Source organism: Acinetobacter legionensis (genome assembly GCF_048551735.1).
Taxonomy (GTDB): domain Bacteria; phylum Pseudomonadota; class Gammaproteobacteria; order Pseudomonadales; family Moraxellaceae; genus Acinetobacter.
The window spans coordinates 55,122-76,544 of record NZ_JBIMBV010000010.1 but is presented as its reverse complement, the minus strand read 5'-3'; the positions used below and the strand labels follow the sequence as shown (position 1 = coordinate 76,544).

19 protein-coding genes and 2 pseudogenes are annotated in these 21,423 nt (G+C 35.7%); 13 read left to right on the top strand and 8 right to left on the bottom strand.

Annotation, left to right across the window (positions count from 1 at the left end):
- Nucleotides 1-217 precede the first annotated feature (217 nt).
- The 3 genes and pseudogenes from ACG9ZL_RS10825 to ACG9ZL_RS10815 form a co-directional block, all read left to right on the top strand.
- Nucleotides 218-852: pseudogene (locus ACG9ZL_RS10825) on the top strand (SOS response-associated peptidase family protein).
- Nucleotides 853-945: 93 nt separating this feature from the next.
- Complete coding sequence (locus tag ACG9ZL_RS10820; protein WP_419359985.1) at nt 946-1,563, top strand: LexA family protein; 618 nt, start codon at nt 946-948, stop codon at nt 1,561-1,563.
- A pseudogene (locus ACG9ZL_RS10815) lies at nt 1,560-2,138 on the top strand (Y-family DNA polymerase); the annotation flags it as partial. The gene ACG9ZL_RS10820 and the pseudogene ACG9ZL_RS10815, both read left to right, overlap by 4 nt.
- A gap of 77 nt (nt 2,139-2,215) precedes the next feature.
- Here the strand turns inward: ACG9ZL_RS10815 and ACG9ZL_RS10810 are convergent.
- Nucleotides 2,216-2,746 (bottom strand): hypothetical protein, encoded by a 531-nt coding sequence (locus ACG9ZL_RS10810; RefSeq protein WP_336950781.1) that lies wholly within the window; start codon nt 2,744-2,746, stop codon nt 2,216-2,218.
- Between the two features lie 592 nt (nt 2,747-3,338).
- On the opposite strand from ACG9ZL_RS10810, the gene ACG9ZL_RS10805 reads away from it, so the two are divergent.
- Entirely contained in the window at nt 3,339-3,578 is a 240-nt protein-coding gene (locus tag ACG9ZL_RS10805; protein WP_336950780.1) for a DUF2171 domain-containing protein, read from the top strand.
- A 239-nt stretch (nt 3,579-3,817) separates the two neighbouring features.
- Here the strand turns inward: ACG9ZL_RS10805 and ACG9ZL_RS10800 are convergent, their stop codons facing one another.
- Entirely contained in the window at nt 3,818-4,126 is a 309-nt protein-coding gene (locus ACG9ZL_RS10800; RefSeq protein ID WP_336950779.1) for a hypothetical protein, read from the bottom strand.
- Between the two features lie 182 nt (nt 4,127-4,308).
- Between ACG9ZL_RS10800 and ACG9ZL_RS10795 the strand changes: the two genes are divergently transcribed.
- A complete protein-coding gene (locus ACG9ZL_RS10795) occupies nt 4,309-6,180 on the top strand; it encodes an ABC transporter ATP-binding protein (RefSeq protein WP_419327336.1) in 1,872 nt (623 codons plus the stop codon).
- A gap of 406 nt (nt 6,181-6,586) precedes the next feature.
- On the opposite strand, the gene ACG9ZL_RS10790 is transcribed toward ACG9ZL_RS10795, so the two are convergent.
- The 4 genes from ACG9ZL_RS10790 to ACG9ZL_RS10775 form a co-directional block, all read right to left on the bottom strand.
- On the bottom strand, nt 6,587-7,735 hold the full coding sequence (locus ACG9ZL_RS10790; protein WP_419359983.1) for a phospholipase A: 1,149 nt from the start codon (nt 7,733-7,735) through the stop codon (nt 6,587-6,589).
- A 27-nt stretch (nt 7,736-7,762) separates the two neighbouring features.
- Nucleotides 7,763-10,702, bottom strand: coding sequence for an insulinase family protein (locus ACG9ZL_RS10785; RefSeq protein ID WP_419327337.1), 2,940 nt, complete (start codon nt 10,700-10,702; stop codon nt 7,763-7,765).
- Nucleotides 10,703-10,933: 231 nt separating this feature from the next.
- Nucleotides 10,934-11,689 carry a COG4705 family protein gene (locus ACG9ZL_RS10780; RefSeq protein ID WP_419359982.1) on the bottom strand — a complete coding sequence of 252 codons (756 nt, stop codon included), beginning with the start codon at nt 11,687-11,689 and terminating at the stop codon, nt 10,934-10,936.
- A 360-nt stretch (nt 11,690-12,049) separates the two neighbouring features.
- A complete protein-coding gene (locus ACG9ZL_RS10775; protein WP_336950771.1) occupies nt 12,050-12,517 on the bottom strand; it encodes a GNAT family N-acetyltransferase in 468 nt (155 codons plus the stop codon).
- Nucleotides 12,518-12,805: 288 nt separating this feature from the next.
- Between ACG9ZL_RS10775 and ACG9ZL_RS10770 the strand changes: the two genes are divergently transcribed.
- The 8 genes from ACG9ZL_RS10770 (at nt 12,806) to ACG9ZL_RS10735 (ending at nt 18,917) form a co-directional block, all read left to right on the top strand.
- Nucleotides 12,806-13,810 (top strand): adenosine kinase, encoded by a 1,005-nt coding sequence (locus ACG9ZL_RS10770; RefSeq protein ID WP_336950770.1) that lies wholly within the window; start codon nt 12,806-12,808, stop codon nt 13,808-13,810.
- Between the two features lie 18 nt (nt 13,811-13,828).
- Nucleotides 13,829-14,140, top strand: a complete 312-nt coding sequence (locus ACG9ZL_RS10765; RefSeq protein ID WP_162242519.1) for a Rieske (2Fe-2S) protein — start codon at nt 13,829-13,831, stop codon at nt 14,138-14,140.
- Nucleotides 14,141-14,154: 14 nt separating this feature from the next.
- On the top strand, nt 14,155-14,769 hold the full coding sequence (locus tag ACG9ZL_RS10760) for an OB-fold-containig protein (protein ID WP_336950769.1): 615 nt from the start codon (nt 14,155-14,157) through the stop codon (nt 14,767-14,769).
- Nucleotides 14,770-15,565: 796 nt separating this feature from the next.
- On the top strand, nt 15,566-15,757 hold the full coding sequence (cydP, locus tag ACG9ZL_RS10755) for a cytochrome oxidase putative small subunit CydP (RefSeq protein WP_004719678.1): 192 nt from the start codon (nt 15,566-15,568) through the stop codon (nt 15,755-15,757).
- On the top strand, nt 15,757-17,343 hold the full coding sequence (locus tag ACG9ZL_RS10750; RefSeq protein ID WP_004719676.1) for a cytochrome ubiquinol oxidase subunit I: 1,587 nt from the start codon (nt 15,757-15,759) through the stop codon (nt 17,341-17,343). The genes cydP and ACG9ZL_RS10750 overlap by 1 nt, the downstream gene beginning before the upstream one ends.
- Entirely contained in the window at nt 17,340-18,485 is a 1,146-nt protein-coding gene (cydB, locus tag ACG9ZL_RS10745; protein ID WP_004719675.1) for a cytochrome d ubiquinol oxidase subunit II, read from the top strand. Before ACG9ZL_RS10750 ends, cydB begins: the two co-directional genes overlap by 4 nt.
- 30 nt (nt 18,486-18,515) lie before the next feature.
- On the top strand, nt 18,516-18,617 hold the full coding sequence (cydX, locus tag ACG9ZL_RS10740; protein ID WP_002120988.1) for a cytochrome bd-I oxidase subunit CydX: 102 nt from the start codon (nt 18,516-18,518) through the stop codon (nt 18,615-18,617).
- Nucleotides 18,618-18,620: 3 nt separating this feature from the next.
- A complete protein-coding gene (locus ACG9ZL_RS10735; RefSeq protein ID WP_336950768.1) occupies nt 18,621-18,917 on the top strand; it encodes a cyd operon YbgE family protein in 297 nt (98 codons plus the stop codon).
- Between the two features lie 47 nt (nt 18,918-18,964).
- Here ACG9ZL_RS10735 and ACG9ZL_RS10730 read toward each other — a convergent pair whose 3' ends face one another.
- Together ACG9ZL_RS10730 and ACG9ZL_RS10725 are read right to left on the bottom strand one after the other, a co-directional pair.
- A complete protein-coding gene (locus ACG9ZL_RS10730) occupies nt 18,965-19,522 on the bottom strand; it encodes a GNAT family N-acetyltransferase (RefSeq protein ID WP_336950767.1) in 558 nt (185 codons plus the stop codon).
- A gap of 469 nt (nt 19,523-19,991) precedes the next feature.
- Nucleotides 19,992-20,657 carry a YccT family protein gene (locus ACG9ZL_RS10725; protein WP_419327339.1) on the bottom strand — a complete coding sequence of 222 codons (666 nt, stop codon included), beginning with the start codon at nt 20,655-20,657 and terminating at the stop codon, nt 19,992-19,994.
- Nucleotides 20,658-21,423 lie beyond the last annotated feature (766 nt).

The window sequence follows — 21,423 nt, the reverse complement described above, 5'->3', positions numbered from 1 at the left end:
AATATAACCTATTTTTAATTTTTTTTTAAATATGGTTTCAGATAAAATATGTAAACTAATTTTTCTTAATTTTGTTCAATGTACTGATATTAAATATCAATTAACTCTTATGAAATTATTTTATCCAGTTAATTTTTATATATTAAATAACTAACCAATAAATTATTGTAATACAATTAAAAACGAAATTTAAAATTTATAATAAATTGATTAACTCATGTGCTCAAACTATCAAACTCCAAAAATAACAGCATTTGTTCAATTAGGAATCGAACTCAATGCAATGGATTATCCTTTAAAGTCAAACGTTTATCCGTTATACCCTGCTCCAATTATTATGAAAGAGTTTAACCTAGATTTATGAAGATTTGCACTAATTCCAAAATGGGCTGAGGATACAAAGTTAGGGACACACCTATAATACTTGAACTGAAACTATAGTTGAGAAGCCTAACTTTCGACATGCTTGACTTATAGCAAGTTTTACTTTGTGCCGGTTCAAGAATTTGATGATCTCAAGTGCATCGATGGTAAAAGCCATTTGTACAGAATTCACCGTAAGAACGACTACCATTCGCTGTTGCAGAAACTCACGATGATTAGTTAATTAAAAAATAATAATATTTTTTCAATGATTACAATCAATTCTGACAATCATCCTTTCATGAAGCAATTTTATGCGCCTACCGATGAAAAAAGATCAATCATAGTCATATCAAGAGAATATCAAAAAGACTGCTTGAATATTGATAAAGAAAATGCACACGAAAATTTCTTTGAAATGCGTGATGATTTTCCGCTTTCCCTCGTGAACACTCATCTGAAGTAGCCAAACAAAGTGACCTTTTTTAAATTAAGACTGTTTATCCACATAGTTTAAATTTGAAATTAAAAACTATTACATTTAATATTTTGAATACGTAACTTATTCAAGTGGTATTTTTTATGAATATTGAATTAAATTCAAAATTATCGAAAGCTAAACTTCAAAAGCTTAAAGATGCAAGTCTAGATCACTTGAAAAGCTCTAAAGTTATTGATATCAGAGCACATTCATCTAAATTAAAATGTCCATCTGACCTATCTAGAATATCGTCATTTCAGGCAATCACTAAGTATTCTATTCCATTAGTTTTAAATAAAATTACTGCAGATTCCTCCTCAGTATTTGAGAATTATATAGACAAAACTGTTGACATGGATGATCTGCTTATTTCAAATAAGGAAGCTACATTCATTGTTCAAGTTGAGTCGTATTCGATGAAAGACATTGGAATTGATATCACTGACTATTTGATTGTCGATAGAAGTATTCGATCACAGCACCAAGATATTGTTATCGCATTCATTGACAATGATTTCACTGTGAAAAGAATGATGATTACACAACGGATGTCACATGATGAATTGTTTAATATTTTTCATAATGAAAATGATCTTAGAAATTTGCCTGCAGTGTGGCTCAAACCTGAGAATATTGAGTACAAACCAATCCTCCCCCGCAATGAACAAGAATTAGTAATTTGGGGTGTTGTCACCAAAATTATTAAGAACTTTAAATGATACATGAAGAAAAGATATTTGTTCTTATTGATATCAATAATTGCTATGTCTGGTGTGAGCGTTTCTTTAACCCGAAGCTAAATAATGTCTTGGTGATAGTTTTATTAAATAACAATGGTTGCGCAGTAGCTCGAAGTAACTAAGTCAAGGCTATGGGGATTAAAATGAGCCTCCATTTTTTCAAATCAAAGATGCTGTCCAGAAAAATTGTTTTCAAGTTCCTTCAAGTAACTATGCGATATATGCTGAGATGTCACGTCGATTTCATTCATTTTTTGCCAGTTATTTCGCACCACCCGAACTCGAGATTTATTGAATTGATGAGTGTTTTCTAGATCTATCAAGTTTTAAGCATAATTATAATCTTGGTGATTGATTATCGCCAAGGAATGCACGAACGTATTCAACAATGAAGCGGATTGCCTGTCTCAGTATGAATTGGTTCCAACAAAACAGAAGCAAATATCGCTAATCAGAAAGCAAAAAAGGGAAAGCGATTTAATGGAGATTATGATTTAGCAAGCATGGCACAGAAACATCCTGATTACTTGTGTTTGTTTATAGAAGTAGGTGAAAATATGAAATGTTGCTAGAAAAAAAATGCTTGACAAAAATAGCCCTTACATTGAAGGACTACTTTTTCGAGCATCTGTTAACGTGTTACTCTTTCCCAAGCATCTTTAACTGCATGTTTTGCTTCTTCCCATTTTAAACGCGACTCTCTTTTAGTCTTTTCCCATTGAAGCTTAAGATCAGCTTCAACTTCTTCAAATTTTGTTTCATAAGGATAATTGCTTCTAGAAGTGTACCCTAGTTGATAGGCATCACGATAATCACGATCGTAATCTACATTATCATATAAGTTAACCGTGTCTTTAAAGTAAGGCCGCGTATTATAAGTTTCACGCCAATAAACATCCTCATCTGTTGGATTTACAGCTTCAGAAATACTTTTCCCTGCTAATCCTCCAACAACTGCACCTACTACTCCCCCGACTGCAGCACCTACAGGTCCGCCAACGGCTCCAATAGCTACACCACTTGCTGCGCCACCTGCTGCACCAACACCTGTGCCAATTGGGTGAGCTCCTGGCTCACCTGAAATAGGGTCAGCATTTAGTTGCTTACGTTGTTCCTTACTCATATTTTGAACAACTTCATTATCTATATTAGAATTTGACATATTTAATCCTCTATTTGATAAAAATTATTAATCCAGATACTCAGTCAACGATAATCATCCTAGATTAATTATTTTCATTCAATATTACTATTTGTTATAGTTTGAAGAACAGTTTGTATAAAACAGAATTAAGTAAATTAAAATAAAACATGTTCAAAACCACAGCACTGTTGAATATTATCGTTTTTAAAACTTCTTAAATAAAAAACATTAAATTACAATATAAAACACTAAAACCTCACTTTGATAAATTAAAAATAAATAATTATAAAACATAAAGTTAAAATAAAATATCTCAACAACATCATTAAAATCAAAGCGAATAATCATATACTTCTCAATAAAATTTTTAAATTATAATTGCATCACAAAAAATAAAGGAACCAAACATAATATATCAAAGCAAGTGAGAAAAAAATCACATTACCATTAGTTTTATATCTGTTTACAAATATAATTTTTTAAATTAAATAACTCTTTAAACCTTACATTCTTAACTCAATAAAACTTAAAGCTTAAAAATACTTACATCATTATCTTTTTTTAAGTTTTAGACTGGTATCTCAACTTGAACAATAAATAGGCAAACATTATGAGTAACGTTAATGCTAACGATATTAAAGAACATGCTTCAGTAATTGCTTCATGTGGTACACAGATCGGTAAAGTCGATCATCTTGAGGGAAAAGATTCCATTAAATTGACACGAAGTGATGATGAACATAATGAACATCACCTGATTCCATTAAGTTGGGTGAGTGAAATTAAAGATGGAAATGTAATTTTGAATAAAAATTCAGAAGAAGTAAGAAATCAGTGGCAAACATTGTAGGCTTTACCTAAATTAATTTGCTATTTCAAAAATGCCAATCAATTTGATTGGCATTTTTATCATCAATATATTACCGATTCCCACATAATCATTGCATGAGTCAGATTTCCCCTTATTAGTATTAGTTCATTTTGAATTGTACTTCAAGCAACAGTTATCAAATGTATTCGACATTACCATTTTTTCGCAAATTAACATGGTTTGATATATCAATTGATCTTAAGTTTGAAATAGTTAACTTAGCAATTGCAAATTTCTGTATCTGCTTCAAAGTATTTATTTTTGAGATAATATATACACCTTTTACTTCTTCTAAATATTTTTATAACATTTCCTAAACTCATTTTTATCAGATCAGAATGACCATTTAATATATTAGGATTAAGGTTAATCGCTTTTTTACGATCTTCAATCCATTTTTCTGCTATTCTACGAGGGTTAAATGTTTTGCTTTCAATGAAAACTAGATAGACTTTTCTGTTAGTTCTAATTCCAGCTCGATAACGAATAGTGCCATCGGTAAGACTTCTTTGTCTAATTGAACCCATAATTATTTACGCCATTCCTACTTTATTAATTATGGCGTAAATATTGGCGTAATAAACTTATTATTCACATAGGTTTTCACATGTTCAAAACTAAACTTGCATCTCATGTAAGATCTTGTTTAGAAAGTAAATTTTTGCAAACTCATAATTGTTAAAGTAATTCACATAAAGTTAGGTAAACTATGCTGCAATGGTTTGAAAAGTTAGTAGATCCATATCCGTCGAAAGGTTTAAACGAACCATTACCCACTAAATTCTTTCCATTTGTTTGGCAAGCTGCGACTGGTGTTAAGCGTTATTTATTGATTTTAATATTATTCACTGCTGCAACAGCATCTTTTGAAGCCTTATTCTTTTCACAAATCGGACATTTAGTCGATTGGTTGACTCAGTCAAAACCTCAAGACTTTTTAGTGAATCATCGTGAAAATTTGATCTTTTTAAGCTGTATTTTATTGGCAAATATCTTTTTTGCCAGTATGCAATCTATTATCAGACATCAGATTTTATACAGTAGTTTTCCAATGCGTTTGCGTTGGAGATTTCATAATCTTATGTTACGCCAAGGCTTAGACTTCTTTCATAATGACTTTGCAGGTCGTTTATCTGCAAAAGTTATGCAGACAGCGCTAGCAGTACGTGAGTTTTGGGTGATTTTAGGCGATATGGTGACTTATGTTGTCATCTACTTCATCACCATCAGTATAGTATTGGGCTCAATTTCCCCTATTCTATTGATTCCACTTTTATTGTGGTTGGCACTGTTTGTGAGTGCAGCATTATTTTACATTCCCAGATTAGGACGAATATCTAAAGAACAAGCCGATGCGCGTGCGGTGATGACCGGACGAGTAACAGATGCCTACACGAATATTCAGACAGTGAAACTTTTTGCCCATGCTGGCCGTGAAAGTCAATATGCAAAAGAATCAATGAAAGAATTTATGCGTACTGTGTTCAAACAAATGCGTTTAGGCACTGCATACGAACTTTGCATCAATTTGCTGACCGCCGTTTTATTCTTTGGAGTTCTAGGTACTGCTGTTTGGTTATGGTTACAGGGGCAAGCCGCGATTGGTGTCATTGCGGCAACAACAGCCATGATTCTTAAACTCAATAGTATGGCTGAATTTATGATGTGGCAAACCTCTGCCCTGTTTGAAAATGTCGGAACAATTCAAGATGGTATGCAAACCTTAGGCCGTCAGATCAATATCCAAGACAAAGAAGATGCCAAACCACTTGTTGTGACTGAAGGCAATATTAAATTTAGTGATGTCACATTTGCCTATAATAGCAAAAAAGTAATTGATCACTTCAACTTAAACATTCAACCCGGTGAGAAAATTGGTATTGTTGGACGTTCTGGTGCGGGAAAATCCACCTTAATTCAATTACTTCTACATTTTTATACCATTAATGAGGGAAAAATTACCATTGATAGTCAAAATATTGAGGAAGTCACTCAAGACAGTTTAAGAAAAAATATCGCGCTTGTTACCCAAGATACCTCGTTGCTACATCGTACAGTTGCGGAAAATATCAAATATGGTCGTCCTGATGCGACTGATGAAGAAATGTATGAAGCAGTAAGAAAAGCCAAAGCAGATGAGTTTATTCCACAACTTTCAGATTTAAGAGGTCGTACTGGCTATGATGCTTATGTTGGTGAGCGTGGAGTAAAACTGTCGGGTGGTCAACGTCAGCGTATTGCCATTGCACGTGTATTTTTAAAAGATGCGCCAATTTTAATCTTAGATGAAGCAACTAGTGCCTTAGACTCCGAAGTTGAAGCTGCAATTCAATCAAGCTTAGATGAGTTAATGCAAAAGAAAACCGTGATCGCGATTGCCCATCGTCTTTCAACCATTGCACAAATGGATCGTTTGATTGTGCTAGATCAAGGTCAAATTGCAGAACAAGGCACCCATGAAGAGCTTATTGCACAAAATGGTATTTATGCGCATTTATGGCATAGGCAGACGGGTGGTTTTTTAGTTGAACCTGAACAGAAAACCACTGAAGATGAAGACTCAACAGTCAGCGCTTCATAAATAAAGCATTTAAATAGCCAAATTATAAAAACCACGTTAAAAATTGCGTGGTTTTTTATTGCGTCTATTCTATTGATTAAGTATACATCATAGCCTTATTTGGATATATTTTAGCTACAACATGCAGTTCAATGATTATATTTTTAGAATCAAGAATTAATCGGCTTGACGAGGCAACAGAATTGATTATTTTGATATGATTAAGTACCCTCCATCATTTGTACTCAAATTATTACTTATGTTATTGCAATATTTAAACTAGTATATAAAAACAGTACTCTTGAGCTTTCCGCTTACTTATCCAGATAAAACAACAACTTTTCCGTATAAATCAAAAACAAAAAAGCTGCCTTATATAAAGACAGCTTCTTATTTAAATCTAGCCAATCAACGCTATTTTAAATGATTAATACCAGTTCATTAATGAAACACCTAGACCAACATAGGTCGCACGGTGATTATAATCAATCAAACTTTCGCCATATCCATCAAACAATTGAAAATGACCACGTAACTTCCCTTTAATAGGGAACGCCCAATCAAACTGCACTGCACCATGTGAATCATCCCCACCTTTTAAAGAATGACGTAGCATCAAAGAAAAATCATTGTCATTCCAACGATAGAATGCGGTTAAATCACCACGACCAATATAATTTTTAATATCAGGATTATTGTCATCCTGAAAATCTTCTTCAATGCGATACCACGGACGCACCATCAAAGCAAAATTATCTTTTTCAAATCCAAGATTTAAAATTACTCGATTCCAGCTACGTGAAAGTGGATCAGAACGTCCATTTGACTGATGATTCAACGTCAAACCTAATAAACGTCCATTTAAACCCAATAAATTATAATTGGTTCGAAAAATTAAACTTGCTTCAGGCTCGTAATTTGTTTCACGAAATGGACGGGACTCTTCACTGTTGTAAACTTGCCAACGAGAAGATTGTGTATATCCTACCCAAACATCACCATTATTTCCAAACACGTTTTCAGCAGCTTTGGTTTTTAAAGAAATCTGGAATTTTGCTTCCATAGACTTTAAATTTTGATCTTCTTCCACTGTATTTTGGGAGTTTGGGCTCTGTGGAAATTCATTTTTCTTACTGGTCCAAAATGCAGGAAGTAAATATACAGGTTGATTCGCCCGAATATTCCATGTACCTAACTTACTATCTTCTGAAAGCTCCCAACGTCGATCAAGTAATGAGGTGTTGGGATCAATTTTATCACCATGAATTGCAAATAAATTTTCAGCTGTCTGGGTAATTTTGTCTTTTAGTGTTTCAGGTTCAACATTGGCTTTTTGAATATCTAAGGCAGCACGTTGCTCTGACACCAAAACTTGCGGAGCAACCGCAGGCGTTTTAAATATTTTATCGTAACAAGCCAAACGGTCAGCGTTAGATTCGAGTGCAACACAGGCTTGTGTACTTGCAGGATTTACTTGTGCAGTATCATCTGCGTGTACAATGGTCACCAAACCAAAACTGAGCATCATTAAGATGCTCAGATTTAATGGTGTACGTTCAAAATTTTTGAACGACATAGAATTCTCCAGAAAGAATTTATAGGGTTAATTTACTTTCTTAATTTCAAAACCTAATTGTTCCAACACGTCTTTTTTTACAACTGGAGCGACTACAGCTCTTACAGGCTTTTGCTCAAGTAAATAAGTTTGTGTGACACGCTTAAGGTCATCAATAGTAACGTTTAATAAGCGTTCGCGTAATTGCTTTCTAAACGCAGGTGTCCGTCCATGAAGCAATGCATAACATGCAGTAATGGCCTCACCTGCTGGTGATCCAGGTTTATCCATACTCGAAACTAGACCAAGAATTGCTTCTTCAAGTTGATAATCATGCTGCTCTTTATGTAATAACCAATCTAGACTTGCCTCAAAGTCTTGGAATGTTTCTGCAAGGCGCGGATCTCGATAACTATAGAATCTGAACGAGCAAGCATTGCCGTCATAGCTTGCACCACCACCATATGCTCCGCCTTTTTCTCTAATGGCACTATGTAGGAAACCATTCCGTAAATAGCCTGCAAGTACCATTAACGGCGCAGCATCTGGATGTGCAACATCTACAGCTTGGTAAGCAGAAGCACAAAATTGAACATTGGCTTGAATTAACCATGCTTGATCTGCATCGCTCTCATCCATAGCCACTTGAGTTAAATAAACAGGAGATTGATCAACCGTAAGCTTATCCCAAACAGTTTGAACCTCTTCAACTAAACGCTCTGAATGATGCTCTTCACACACCAATAAAAATTGTTTTGGTGCAAGCATTAAACCTTTATGAATTGATTTTAACTCATCTATAAACGCATCATATGCCGCATCATCTTTTTCAATTTTTGCAATCAAATCACCTAGCCAATTCAATGCGCCTAGGCCTGTATTGTCATAATCGCGTTTTGCTAACGCACTCATATGACGTGAGGCAATTTGCATCGCATAACTATGGCCAGAACCAGATAAACGAGAAGCCCAACGGGTTTTACGTTGTTGTAAAAGTTCGATAATGCGATCTTTTTCATCAAAACGTAACTGCTCAAAAGCCAGTTTAAGCAACTGAATGGCATCAAATTTATCAGTTAAAGATTTAGTTGTTAAAGTCAACCATGCACTGATTTGACCTTTGTCATCGGTTTTAGAACGAAGCGAAGCGCCCATTCCCAAGCCGCCACTGACAGCAGTCTGTAACTGTTGAAGTTCAAGATAATCATATTCGCCCGCCCCCACTTCTCCCATGAGAACAGACAGTAAGTTGAAATAAGGCGATTTTACAATTTGATCTGGAATTTGAATCAATACTTGTTGGTAGTAAATTCCGTTTGTACCTGCATGGTACAGATGTAATGGTGTATCTACCCCATTGCAAATCACTTCACGCAATTGACCTTGAACAATGGCCAATTCAGCAGGAATATCCTCCAAACCGACTTTAGGCAATAAGCTCAAATCATCTGGTGTTTCTTGACGGATTTTTAAAGCTTCTGTCTGAGCAATAATTTCAGCTTTATCTGCTTCAGACAAAGCCTCACCAATTTTCGCTAAACGTGATTTTTCATCTTCTGCTTCTTGAGCAGATTTATTTGCATCTGGAACTAAAGTCATTTGTACACGATGTGGATTATCCAATAAATGAACTTGAATCAAATTAGATAACCACATCGGATCTTTGAGTTCTTCTTTTACTTCTGCAATGGCAGTATCTACATCCCAGGCATGGATTGGATCATTATGATGAATTGCATTACCCAAACCATTGAGGATCAGCGTTAAACCATACGGTGTACCATCACCACTGATTTCACGTTGATGTAATTCAATTTGGTGCAAAATTGCATCAACCATTTCTTTATCAATAGGCTTTGAAGCAACATCTTGAAGAATATTGAGTACACCATTTTTAAATTCTTCAGTATGCTCAGGGTTTGAACCTTGAACACCACAATAGAACGTCATTTCATAGTTTGAATCATCTACACCCATGATTGGACCCGTAGACTGCGCATAACCACATGTTTCTAAATAATGGCGCAATGGCGAAGCTGAATTTTCTAAAAGAATCCCTTCAACTAAACGCATACCCAAGCGAAGTTTAACATCACTGGTCTTCGGCAATAACCAAGACAAAATATGGTACGTCTTGTCTTTTAAATCTTCTGCATCAACAGCATAGGTTTCTTGTACTTCAATTGGTGCTGTGAGGCGCTGCTCTTCTTTAGAGTAAATCGTTTCACCTTTACTGAATTTGGACAGCGCCAACTTTTCAAATTGTTCTTGCAATTTATAAGCAGGCTCATCACCAAAGGTCATAAATACAGCATTACTTGGGTGATAATGTGATTTATAAAACGCTACTAACTCTTCATAAGTTAAGTCTGGAATATCCTTTGGATCACCACCAGAATTATAATGATAAGTTGTTTTCGGGAACAAATGATGTGCAAGCTGATGATAAAGCTGGTCTGAAGGCGAACTCATCGCTCCCTTCATTTCATTAAATACCACGCCTTTATAAACAGGTTCACCATTTTCAAGCTCAATACGAATACCTTCTTGAGCAAAGTCCAATGGATTTAAATTGGCAGCAAAAGCAGCATCTAAATAGACTTCCAATAAGTTCTGGAAATCCTTTTTATTTTGTGTTGCAAATGGATAAGCCGTCCAATCTGCTGCCGTAAATGCGTTCATAAATGTGTTTAATGAACGACGAATCATCAAAAAGAATGGATCACGTACAGGAAATTTCTCTGAACCACATAACGCTGTATGTTCAAGAATATGCGCCTCACCTTTGGAATCCATCGGTTGAGTACGAAAAGCAACTAGAAACACATTTTCGTCATGATCTGTTGCTAAATGGTAGTGCATCGCACCAGTCACTTTATGTTTATATTCAGACACTAAAATGTCTAAAGCTTCTACATGGTGTTGACGTACCAGCTGAAACGCAGGATGAACAGTTTGAGATAAGGTTTCAGTGACATCTACAGTCATGCGATCTCCAATATTAAATATTTATCTATACGTTTAAGTATAACCGAAACTTAAATAAATGCGATTCATTCCTAAAACTAATTCTTAGTAAATCAATCAGAATTAATCGCGACTTACTGTCAAAATATCAAGAATGAGCAATGGGATAAATAAAAAAAGTGATGATCAAAAGATTCGATCATCACTGTAAAACTTCACTTTTTTTACTCAATATTTTTAAATTAGTGATGCTTATGTTTTTTCTGTATCCCAACGCTGAGCAATAAAAATACAGATCAAAATTACAATCAACAATACAGCTGATGCTATGAAGCGACTCAGGGCTAATCCACCATGATCAATTGGTTTATCTAGAAAATCACCAACCACAGCCCCTAATGGTCGAGTAAGCACAAATGCGCTCCAGAACAAAATAACTCTGGATATTTTTGTAAATAAATACAAAGTGATGACGATTAAAATCAATACCACATATAACACAATCCCACCGCTATAACCCAGTCCTGCTGTATCTGATGACCAATCTCCCAATGCTGTACCTAAAGTTTGCGAAAAGGTAATGGTTAACCAATAGAACAGTTCTGCTCGGGGCTGATTAATATGTGGTGAAATTGTTCCTTCAACCTTATACCAAGCAGATAAAGTCAACAATACCAAACTGAGTAATAACGTACTTCCACCGAAATAGCCAATACCCAGTGAGCGATCGACAAAGTCTGCTAATGTGGTCCCCACTGTCGTACTTGCAATAATGGTAAACCAATATAAATAGGGGTGAAAAGCCTTAGCCCGAATTTGAAAATAGACAAAAGCGATAAAGATAAAAGCAAAGATAAAGGTTCCTAGCAAATACCCTAAATTAAGCGACATTGACACAGCATCACCGGCCGTTTCACCAAAAGTGGTTGCAAAGATTTTGGTGATCCAAAATAGTAATGTGACTTGCGGAACTTTTGCAATCAGCACATCTAAATCATTTTGCTTCATTTCACATATTCAGCAATTATGCGTTAAAAGCTATAGTCTATACTTCGACTTAAAATAGAATTAAAATGTGAAAAAAGTAACTTAACCCTCTTAAAGACTCAGTAAGATTTGTATTTAGTACTTATCATGACTTTACAAAAACTGATTAAATATGGCTTATCTATGTTTAGGTTTTTGTAGAAAAGAATTACTTAGGCTATTTTTAGTATGTTTACCAAGAAAACTATTTTTGGAGATCAATACAAATTCGTCTCCAAAAATAAAGATGACCTTAAAGCCTATCTTTGTAATCCAGCAGCATTTTCAAATTATGTTGTTGCGTAACATTACAGATTAGAGACCAAAGGATTTCCAAATTCACTAAATTAAATATTTAAAGTAATTATAATTTGGGTGATTTGAGACAAAAACATAATTTTGCTTTTGGTAAAATGGCGCTGCATCTTTTTCACTATTTAAGCACAATGCAGAAAAATTGGGTTTTGCTCTTTTTTCAAGTTCAAGCAATAAACTTTTACCTAATCCATTTTTGCGGTATTCAGGCAATACATAAAAACGACGTACCCGACCAATTTTATGCTGAGTTTCAGGGTTATGCTTTGTATCACCATCTTCACTGATTTGAATATTTAAACCACCGCATGCAACCAGTTTATCTCCATCAAACGCAACCAATAAAAATTCACCATGTCGATTAAATTTATTGGTTCCTTTCTGAAATTCATCAACCAACCGTTGAATAAAATGAAACCCTTCTTTCTCAGCAACTATAGCTAAATCTTGAATTTGCGCAGGCAATTGATCTACCTGTTGAATTAAAATATTCACTCAACCTCCAATATGTTTAGGGTCTGTAGACAGTTTTAACTTTATGCCTATGTTTATTTCCAAACAAAACCTAACCTAGCAATCTAATTTAATCACGCACATTGATAAAAACAATGGCTTAAATGAAGCAAAAATCATCTCAAAAACAGTTTTGTTCAGCACACAAGCAGATTATAAAACTCCAACAAACCATATTTGACAAATGTAATTGAATTTTTTTCAACAAACTACTGTAAAGCTGAGCATTCGTGTAAACTTTATGTTTTTAACATTGATGTGATGAAGAACATGGCTACAGTTGACCTTTTTGCAATTGGTAACGCGCTCATTGACCAAGAATTTAAAGTATCAGATCACTTTTTAGCTGAACAAAATTTGCAAAAAGGCACCATGCAACTCGCAGATGGTGAGTCCCAAACTCAGCTATACAATAATTTAAAAGCTAGCCAAAATTATAAAGGTCAAGCATCTGGTGGTTCAGCTGCCAATACAACAGTGGCATTTAGTGCATTAGGTTCTTCAGCATTTTATGCCTGTCGTGTTGGAAATGATGATCTAGGCACAATTTATCTCGATGGTTTAAATGAAGCAGGCATCAAAACTTCTAAAAAATCCATCAGTGAAGGCGTTACGGGCACCTGTATGGTTTTAGTCAGTGGGGACTCAGAACGCACGATGCAGACTTATCTCGGTATTACTGCTGAGCTTTCAGATCTACAAATGGATTTTGAACCTTTAAAGACAGCACAATGGTTATATATCGAAGGTTATTTGTCTACAAGTGATTCAGCACGAGCTGCAGTAAATCAAGCACGTCAAATTGCACGTGATCACAAGGTTAAAATCGCATTAACTCTATCAGACCCAGCTATGGTGCAATATGCACGTCAAGGTTTAAATGAATTAATCGATGATGGTGTAGATCTAATTTTCTGTAATGAACAAGAAGCTATGATGTATACAGAAACTGACTCTGTAGAAGCTGCGCTCAATAAGTTAAAAATGCTAAGTACTGATGTGGTCATCACCTTGAGTGAAAAAGGTGCATTGGTCGCAGATCAAAAACAACATTTTTATGTTCAAGGTCGTAAAGTAAATGCAGTCGATGCAAATGGCGCTGGTGATGCATTCTCAGGTGCTTTCTTATATGCTTTAAATAATGGTGAAAATTTACAAACTGCGGCACAACTTGCTATTCTTATTTCTAGTGAAGTGGTGTCTAAATTTGGGCCACGTCTAGACGTTGCAGAATACGCAAATCTACTCGAAACGTTCAAAAAGGAATGTGCATAAATGTCTGAAAAAATTGCAATGACCGATGAAATTGAAGAGCGTAAGGCACGTGCGTTTGACACAATGACAGGTGATACAATTTTTATCACTCAACGTGATGGTGCATTTTATGCCTATCAAAACGTCTGCCCACACCTACAAACTGAGTTAGAATTTCTTGAAAATCAGTTTTTAGACCAAGATGGCGAATATATTCAATGCTCTACACATGGTGCTTTGTTTGAAGTTGAAACAGGTGAATGTATTTCAGGACCATGTCTGGGTGATAAACTTGAAAAAGTAAATATTTCAGTCCATTCAGATGGTGGTATTTACATCGAGGACGAATAAGATTGGAAACTGCCATGCTTGGATTTTTATTTGAACATGAATTAATGCCCTTTCACCTCAGTGTCTTGGCTTTAATTCTGCTGAGTATGGCAGAAACTTTTGGCTACTATATCGGCTTACGGCCAAGTACCTTTCTGAAAAAAATTTCACCAGATTGGCTCATCGAATCCCCCTTACTACAAGTTAAATTTTCCAAAGTTCTTATTTTCGTTTTTTTATTATTGAATTTTAGTTTTGCAGGCTATTTTTTACAGCTATCTATCTTTGCCAGCAAACAAGTTTTTGCCGCTTGGTATTATGTGGTTTTACCCGCATTGGTGATTGCAATCTTCTTTACCGTGTTTATGATTCATTGTTTGGATCAGGTGATAAAACCTAAAGTTGCATTGAATCAAGTTGACTTGCTTGGACGATTAGCTACTGTTTCTAGTGGTAATGCACGCCCAGGTTTTTCAGCTCAAGCACGAGTACGTGATGAAAATGGACAGCTTCACTATATCCAAGTCGAACCAGAATTTGGTGAATTAGAATTTCAATCTCAAATTATCTTAATACGTTTTAGAAAATCCCATTATATTGCGAAGAAGATTTCAATTTCAAATCATCTATTTAGTTCAGACCAATATTAATTCATAATTTGTTCATTTAAGTCAACATTCTTTTGTGCGACGTATTAGTACAATTACTCACTATATTTTTATATCTTGTTCTCCCCCATAAACTTTAATAAAATAATAACTTTACATCAAGAAATGAAGCAGAATTTAATGCAATAGTCTAAGCGAAAACTAAACTTAATCAGCAATAATTTCAGAGATCTATAGCTAAATTTAAACATGTTCTACGAGATGAAAACCACCCTTCACACTGATAGCTCCACTTTATAACCCACTAAATATTGCATAACATCCCCCCTAATTTACGACATCGCAAAAATTAGAATTTACTCTTTAGAATAAACATGAAACCACAATCCGATATTTTACTCTTTCATCTTTTACATGAGCCAATGGGGCTCTTACTTTAAGTAAAATTCTAGTAAAAGGTCTATTATTTACTAAAACATAAAATCGTACTTGTGTAAGAATTCAAGTGGTTGATTTATTTTACAGCACAATTATAAAAATTTAAAACCAACTCTTTTAATCAGATTAATTTTTAAAGAAAAAACTAAATCAAACTAATTTAGTTGGTTTAATAAAATCTAAACAATACCATTCTAGTTGGTTTTATTTTTATTAATTCTAAGTGTTTTGATCAACTTTAAAATCAATAAAATTTAGTATATTTTTTAACAAAGTAAATTTTTAACTACTTGTTTAATATAAATTTAATAATATATTTTTATTTTAACTGTTTTATCTATTTATTTCTTGTTGCGTTTTGTTTAATAATATAAGCATATTTAAATAATAGGCTTAACGCATGAGCTTAAAACCTAACGATTTAAACCGTCGGCTTGTCAGAGAAATTGCAGTCATATTAATAATTAAGATTGCTCTTCTAATGACGATCAAACATATCTGGTTTGATGCTCCGACTATTCCTAAAGATTTTGATAACCAAGTTGCTGAGCGTATTGCTGGCAGTCCTTCCCAAATCAAGGAGACACGTTGATGATTTCTGAAAGCGTGGTCGATCTTTCGCGGTTCCAATTTGCAATGACCGCGATGTATCACTTTATATTTGTACCACTTACTCTAGGTCTGGCTTTTATTCTTGCCATTATGGAAACCACTTATGTGATTTCTGGTAAAGAAATTTATAAAGACATGACCAAATTCTGGGGCAAACTTTTTGGTATTAACTTTGCTTTAGGTGTAACCACTGGTCTGACGATGGAATTCCAGTTTGGTACAAACTGGGCGTACTACTCTCACTATGTGGGTGATATTTTTGGTGCGCCACTTGCCATTGAAGGATTGATGGCATTCTTTCTAGAATCAACTTTTATTGGTTTATTCTTCTTTGGCTGGGATCGCCTTTCAAAAGTTCAACATTTAAGTGTGACATGGCTAGTTGCGCTGGGTTCGAATTTATCCGCATTATGGATTTTAGTTGCCAATGGTTGGATGCAAAATCCTGTCGGTTCAGAATTTAATTTTGAAACCATGCGTATGGAACTTGTCGATTTTGGTGCTTTGATTTTTAACCCAGTTGCTCAAGTGAAATTTGTTCATACGGTGTCTGCAGGTTATGTGACTGGTGCAATCTTTGTTCTTGCCATTTCGAGTTATTACTTATTAAAAAAACGTGATTTACCATTTGCGCGTCGCTCTTTCGCCATCGCTGCAATCTTTGGTTTAGCATCTACACTTTCAGTAATCTTACTAGGTGACGAATCTGGTTATGAGCTTGGTGACGTTCAAAAAACTAAGTTGGCAGCAATTGAGTCTGAGTGGGAAACACATCCTGCGCCTGCGCCATTTACTTTATTTGGTATTCCAAATCAGGAAGAACAACGTACTGACTACGCTATAAAAATCCCGTATGCAATGGGTATTATTGCCACACGTTCACTCGATAAAGAAGTCACAGGTCTTAAAGATTTGATGGTTCAGCATGAGGCCCGTATCCGTAATGGTATGGTCGCATATAGCGAACTCGAAAAACTTCGTGCTGGTGACCGTTCGCCTGAACTTATGGCATCGTTCAAAGAAAACCAAAAAGATTTAGGTTATGGCTTACTTCTCAAAAAGTATACTGAAAATGTAACGGATGCTTCTGAAGCACATATTCAAGCAGCAACAAAAGATACGATTCCAAATGTAACCGCATTGTTCTTCTCTTTCCGTGCAATGGTCGCTTCTGGTTTCTTGATGCTACTCCTGTTTATTCTTGCAACATTTGCTGTGGCAAAACGTAATGCAGAAAATAAACCGTGGTTACTTAAATTTGCATTGTTTGCACTGCCATTACCTTGGATTGCAGCACAAACAGGTTGGTATGTGGCTGAAGGCGGTCGTCAACCATGGACCATTGGTGAAGTGTTGCCTACACATCTGTCTGCATCAAGTTTAAGCACTGGCGATGTATGGGGATCAATCATTGCATTAGCCGCGTTCTATACGGTGTTATTGATTATTGAAATGTATTTAATGATCAAATTCTCACGTTTAGGACCAAGTTCTTTACATACAGGCAAATATCACTTCGAGAAACTTGAAGCTCAGCAAGCTCAAACTGGGGAGAATCAATCATGATCGAATATGAACTTCTCAAAATTATCTGGTGGGTTTTAGTCGGTGTTCTACTGATTGGCTTTGCCCTGACAGATGGTTTCGATATGGGCTCAATGGCACTCATGCCATTTGTAGGTAAAACTGATGATGAACGCCGTGCAGCAATCAATACCATTGCACCGCATTGGGAAGGCAACCAAGTTTGGTTCGTGACTGCGGGTGGTGCACTATTTGCTGCTTGGCCTATGGTTTATGCAACGGCCTTCTCAGGTATGTACTGGGCGCTCTTGCTGGTCTTATTTGCACTCTTCCTTAGACCTGTTGGCTTTGACTATCGCTCTAAACTTCAAAATACTCAATGGCGTAATTCTTGGGATTGGGGCTTATGTATCGGTGGAGCTGTACCTGCGCTGGTTTTCGGTGTTGCATTTGGTAATATGTTCTTAGGCGTACCGTTTACTTTAGATGAGACTGTACGTTCAACTTATACAGGTAGCTTCTTTGCCCTACTCAATCCATTTGCCTTGGTTTGCGGTATAGTAAGCTTGTCGATGCTGTGTGCACATGGTGGCGCATGGTTAATGCTGCGTACAGATGGTGTATTACGTCAACGTTCTGCTAAAGCCACACAATTGATGGGCATTCTCTTCTTAGTTACCTTCTTGGGCGTTGGTGCTTGGTTATATTTTGGTGGCATCGAAGGATATACTTTGGTACAACCATTTAATACCAATGCTGTTGCTAATCCGCTTGCGAAAGAAGTATTAACAACGGGTAACCATGGTTGGATGAATAACTATTCAATTTACCCGATCACCATGCTTGCACCTATTTCTGCAATCCTTGGTGCAATCCTGATTATCTTTGGTGCTGGTAAAAACAAAGCTGGCGTGAGCTTTACAGGTTCTACCTTAGCAGTGACTGGTTCAATTTTAACTGCTGGTTTTGCACTATTCCCATTCTTAATGCCATCGAGTATCAACCCAACTGTAAGTTTAACCATGTGGGATGCGGTTTCGAGTAAGAATACATTAACAGTAATGACTGTGGTTGCTTCTATATTTGTGCCAATTATTTTAATCTATACCACATGGTGTTATTACAAGATGTGGGGCGTTATCACCAACAAACATGTTCAAGATAACTCACACAGCCTGTACTAAGGCTGTGTCTAAGCAAATAGGAGAATATTTATGTGGTATTTCGCTTGGATTCTTGGGATCTTGATGGCGTGTTTTGCAGGTGTGTTAAGCGCACTCTATATTGAACATCATCAAGATTTGGATGAGGAATAAACCATGACAGAGATCGCAATGACAACAAAAGAAAGAAAGCCGAATAAGTTTGCAATGGCCATTTCGTTTTTGATGGCATTGCCTCTTGCTGCGGTATTATTGATTCACCCTGGCGCAATGCTTGATGCCAATGGTCATTATAACCATAGTGCGCTCATGATGGTGATGATTGGTATTTCAGGTGGCTTTATACATGGGGTAGGATTTCTACCACAGTTTTGGTTATGGAAATGGTTATTTAGCCCCTATGTTGCATGGCCACTCATGCTATGGGGCTATTACACTTGGTTCTTGAGCTAAATCCAAAATTTGAAACAATAAAACCCTGATTTATTTAGGGTTTTATTTTAATTAGATGAAACGCTACTTTTAACACTCTTTCTCATTTCGATTAAATGCAAATCTACAATAGGTAGGCCTACATTTGCAGTTAAAGGATAATCCGCCACTTCACCCGTTTGAACATAGCCACGGCGCTGATAATAAGCAATCAATTCATAACGTACACTTAAAACCCACATAACGAAATGCGTAAAATGGCAAGGGTTGGATAGAACTTTGTCATGCACATACCGTTCAGCAAAATCTAAAACGTATTTGCCAATACCTTGATTCTGTAATTGAGCTGCAATACAAAATGTGCCGATTTCCACATCATGCTGGGTAAAAGTCAGACCAATACATGCGACAATTTGCTCCTCCAATTCAGCAACAAATAACTGAAAATTATCCTGAGTCAATGCTTGTTCTAATTGCTTGGCATTGATACGATCACCCGCGACAATTTCTGATTCACTTGTCCAACTACGACCTTCTTGCTGCCGATAGGCAGAATTAATCAGATCAACTAAATGTGTAATGTCAGATATTCGTACTGTTCTAAAATTAAGTTGATATTTTATCAAGTTTTATTTCTGTCATATTAAAGCTGAGTAAAGTACTTTATAAAACGAAAATGGTAGCGAGAAAAGCCTTATTCTCACTCCATTCCGTCTTACCCATAAAATAATTTATAATCATCAAGATGATGAATATTATATCAATCAAACCATTTATGCTTTTGCACTATTTAATCATATCTGGTGTGTCTATCATGTGGCGACATCAATGTCGCCCATTATCTGTGAAAATGCGGGGGTATTGCACGTCCCCCCTCGCCAAACAAACGCAAAACAAAGTACAGTTTTGTTTGTAGCACAAGATTGGTATTTCCCTACAAAAGTGAGACATTGCCTACACAAAGATATTTAAATTTTCAAGAAAAGATGGGGAAGTGCAAACTCCACAGAACTATAAACTAACTTTTATAAAATTGTATTATTCAGTTAAATACAAAAAAAGACCATCGAAATGGTCTTTCACATGTACTCAAAATTATTGCTCAGCTAACCAAGTCATAAACTTCTGACGTTCCGCCTTACTTGCATTTTGCCAGATTTGAATCAATTGGCGATCTGCTGGATTGGCATCACTTAAGGCTTGAGTGGTCTTAGTAACTGTGGTTGCTGCTGGTGACTGGCTTGTCGTTGTTGCATATACAGCCGCTGGTTGATTTACTGGCGCTTTCTTACTTGAAGTTAAATCAATCACTTTGCCAAATAACCCAGAACCTAACCAAGGCTTCGCTTCAGTATTTACACCAGTCTGTTGTACCACGAGGCGATTTTTATTGTCATAAATCGCAATCGTTGGTTGTTCTGAATACTTTTTTGCATCTTCAAAACGCTGAGGCGGATTCACTAAAGCAATTTTATAAGTTTGACCATCTTTTAAATCTGGCGCTGTCACTGTGACTACACCCGATTTTAAAATATCGTGTTCACCATTTAAATGTTCAAAATATTGCTGGTAACGAACACTTACTGCAACTTGACCTGCATCGACTTTATATTCATTCTTTTTACGGATTAAACCTGAATTCACTTCTTGATCGTTCACCGCCAATACTACAATTTCTTCTGGCGCAGATAAGGTGACTGCTGCAAAAACTGATCCGCTTAGCATTAAAGCTAATGCAGCAACGCCGTATTTAAATGCCATATTGCTCTACTCTTATGTCAAAAATATGTAAAATTTATTGCACTATGCAATGTCGTGATGACAGTTTTATGACAATGGTGATTTGTTCTAATTTTTATAATGAAAATATTTTCATTTTACTTATCACATAATTTCTCATTTACTGGAATAAAATCATTCATCTGCTTGTCCTGAAATCACATTTTAAAATTATTTCTTCTTATCTAAAACTAGATCCTTTGAATAGCACACATTCAGAATAAGCATAACTCTAAAAACAAATTAAAAGGATGTTCCCCATGAATAAGAAAACCATATCCTGATTTAAAGCAATAATAACGAGATATATCATTATTATTACAGCTGTTTGTCGTAGCTTATGCCACACAAACTATATATAGTAGCAACCGGTTACGCCACTCAAGCTAACCCTGTACAACGCTCAAAAAAATACCCGTAGCAAAATTGGCCACAGTTAGGCAATTAGCTATAAATACATATAGTCATCACTAATCAAAATAAAAAATAGTGCTAGCAACCAATGCCTTTATTTTGATGTATTACGATGCACTCAGTCATATAACCTAAAATTCTTCTGGTCAAATCTGAGTGTTTTTTAGTCAATAAGGTCCGTTCTACCTATGAATCAAACTCCTCATTGTCTAATGCTTTGACCCCTCTTTAAATGTCACCAATAGTCAAAACATCATTATTAGAGGGATGAATGTACCGACATTAAAGGCCACCATTGCCCAAGCCAATGATGAATGAATTTAATGGACAAGCC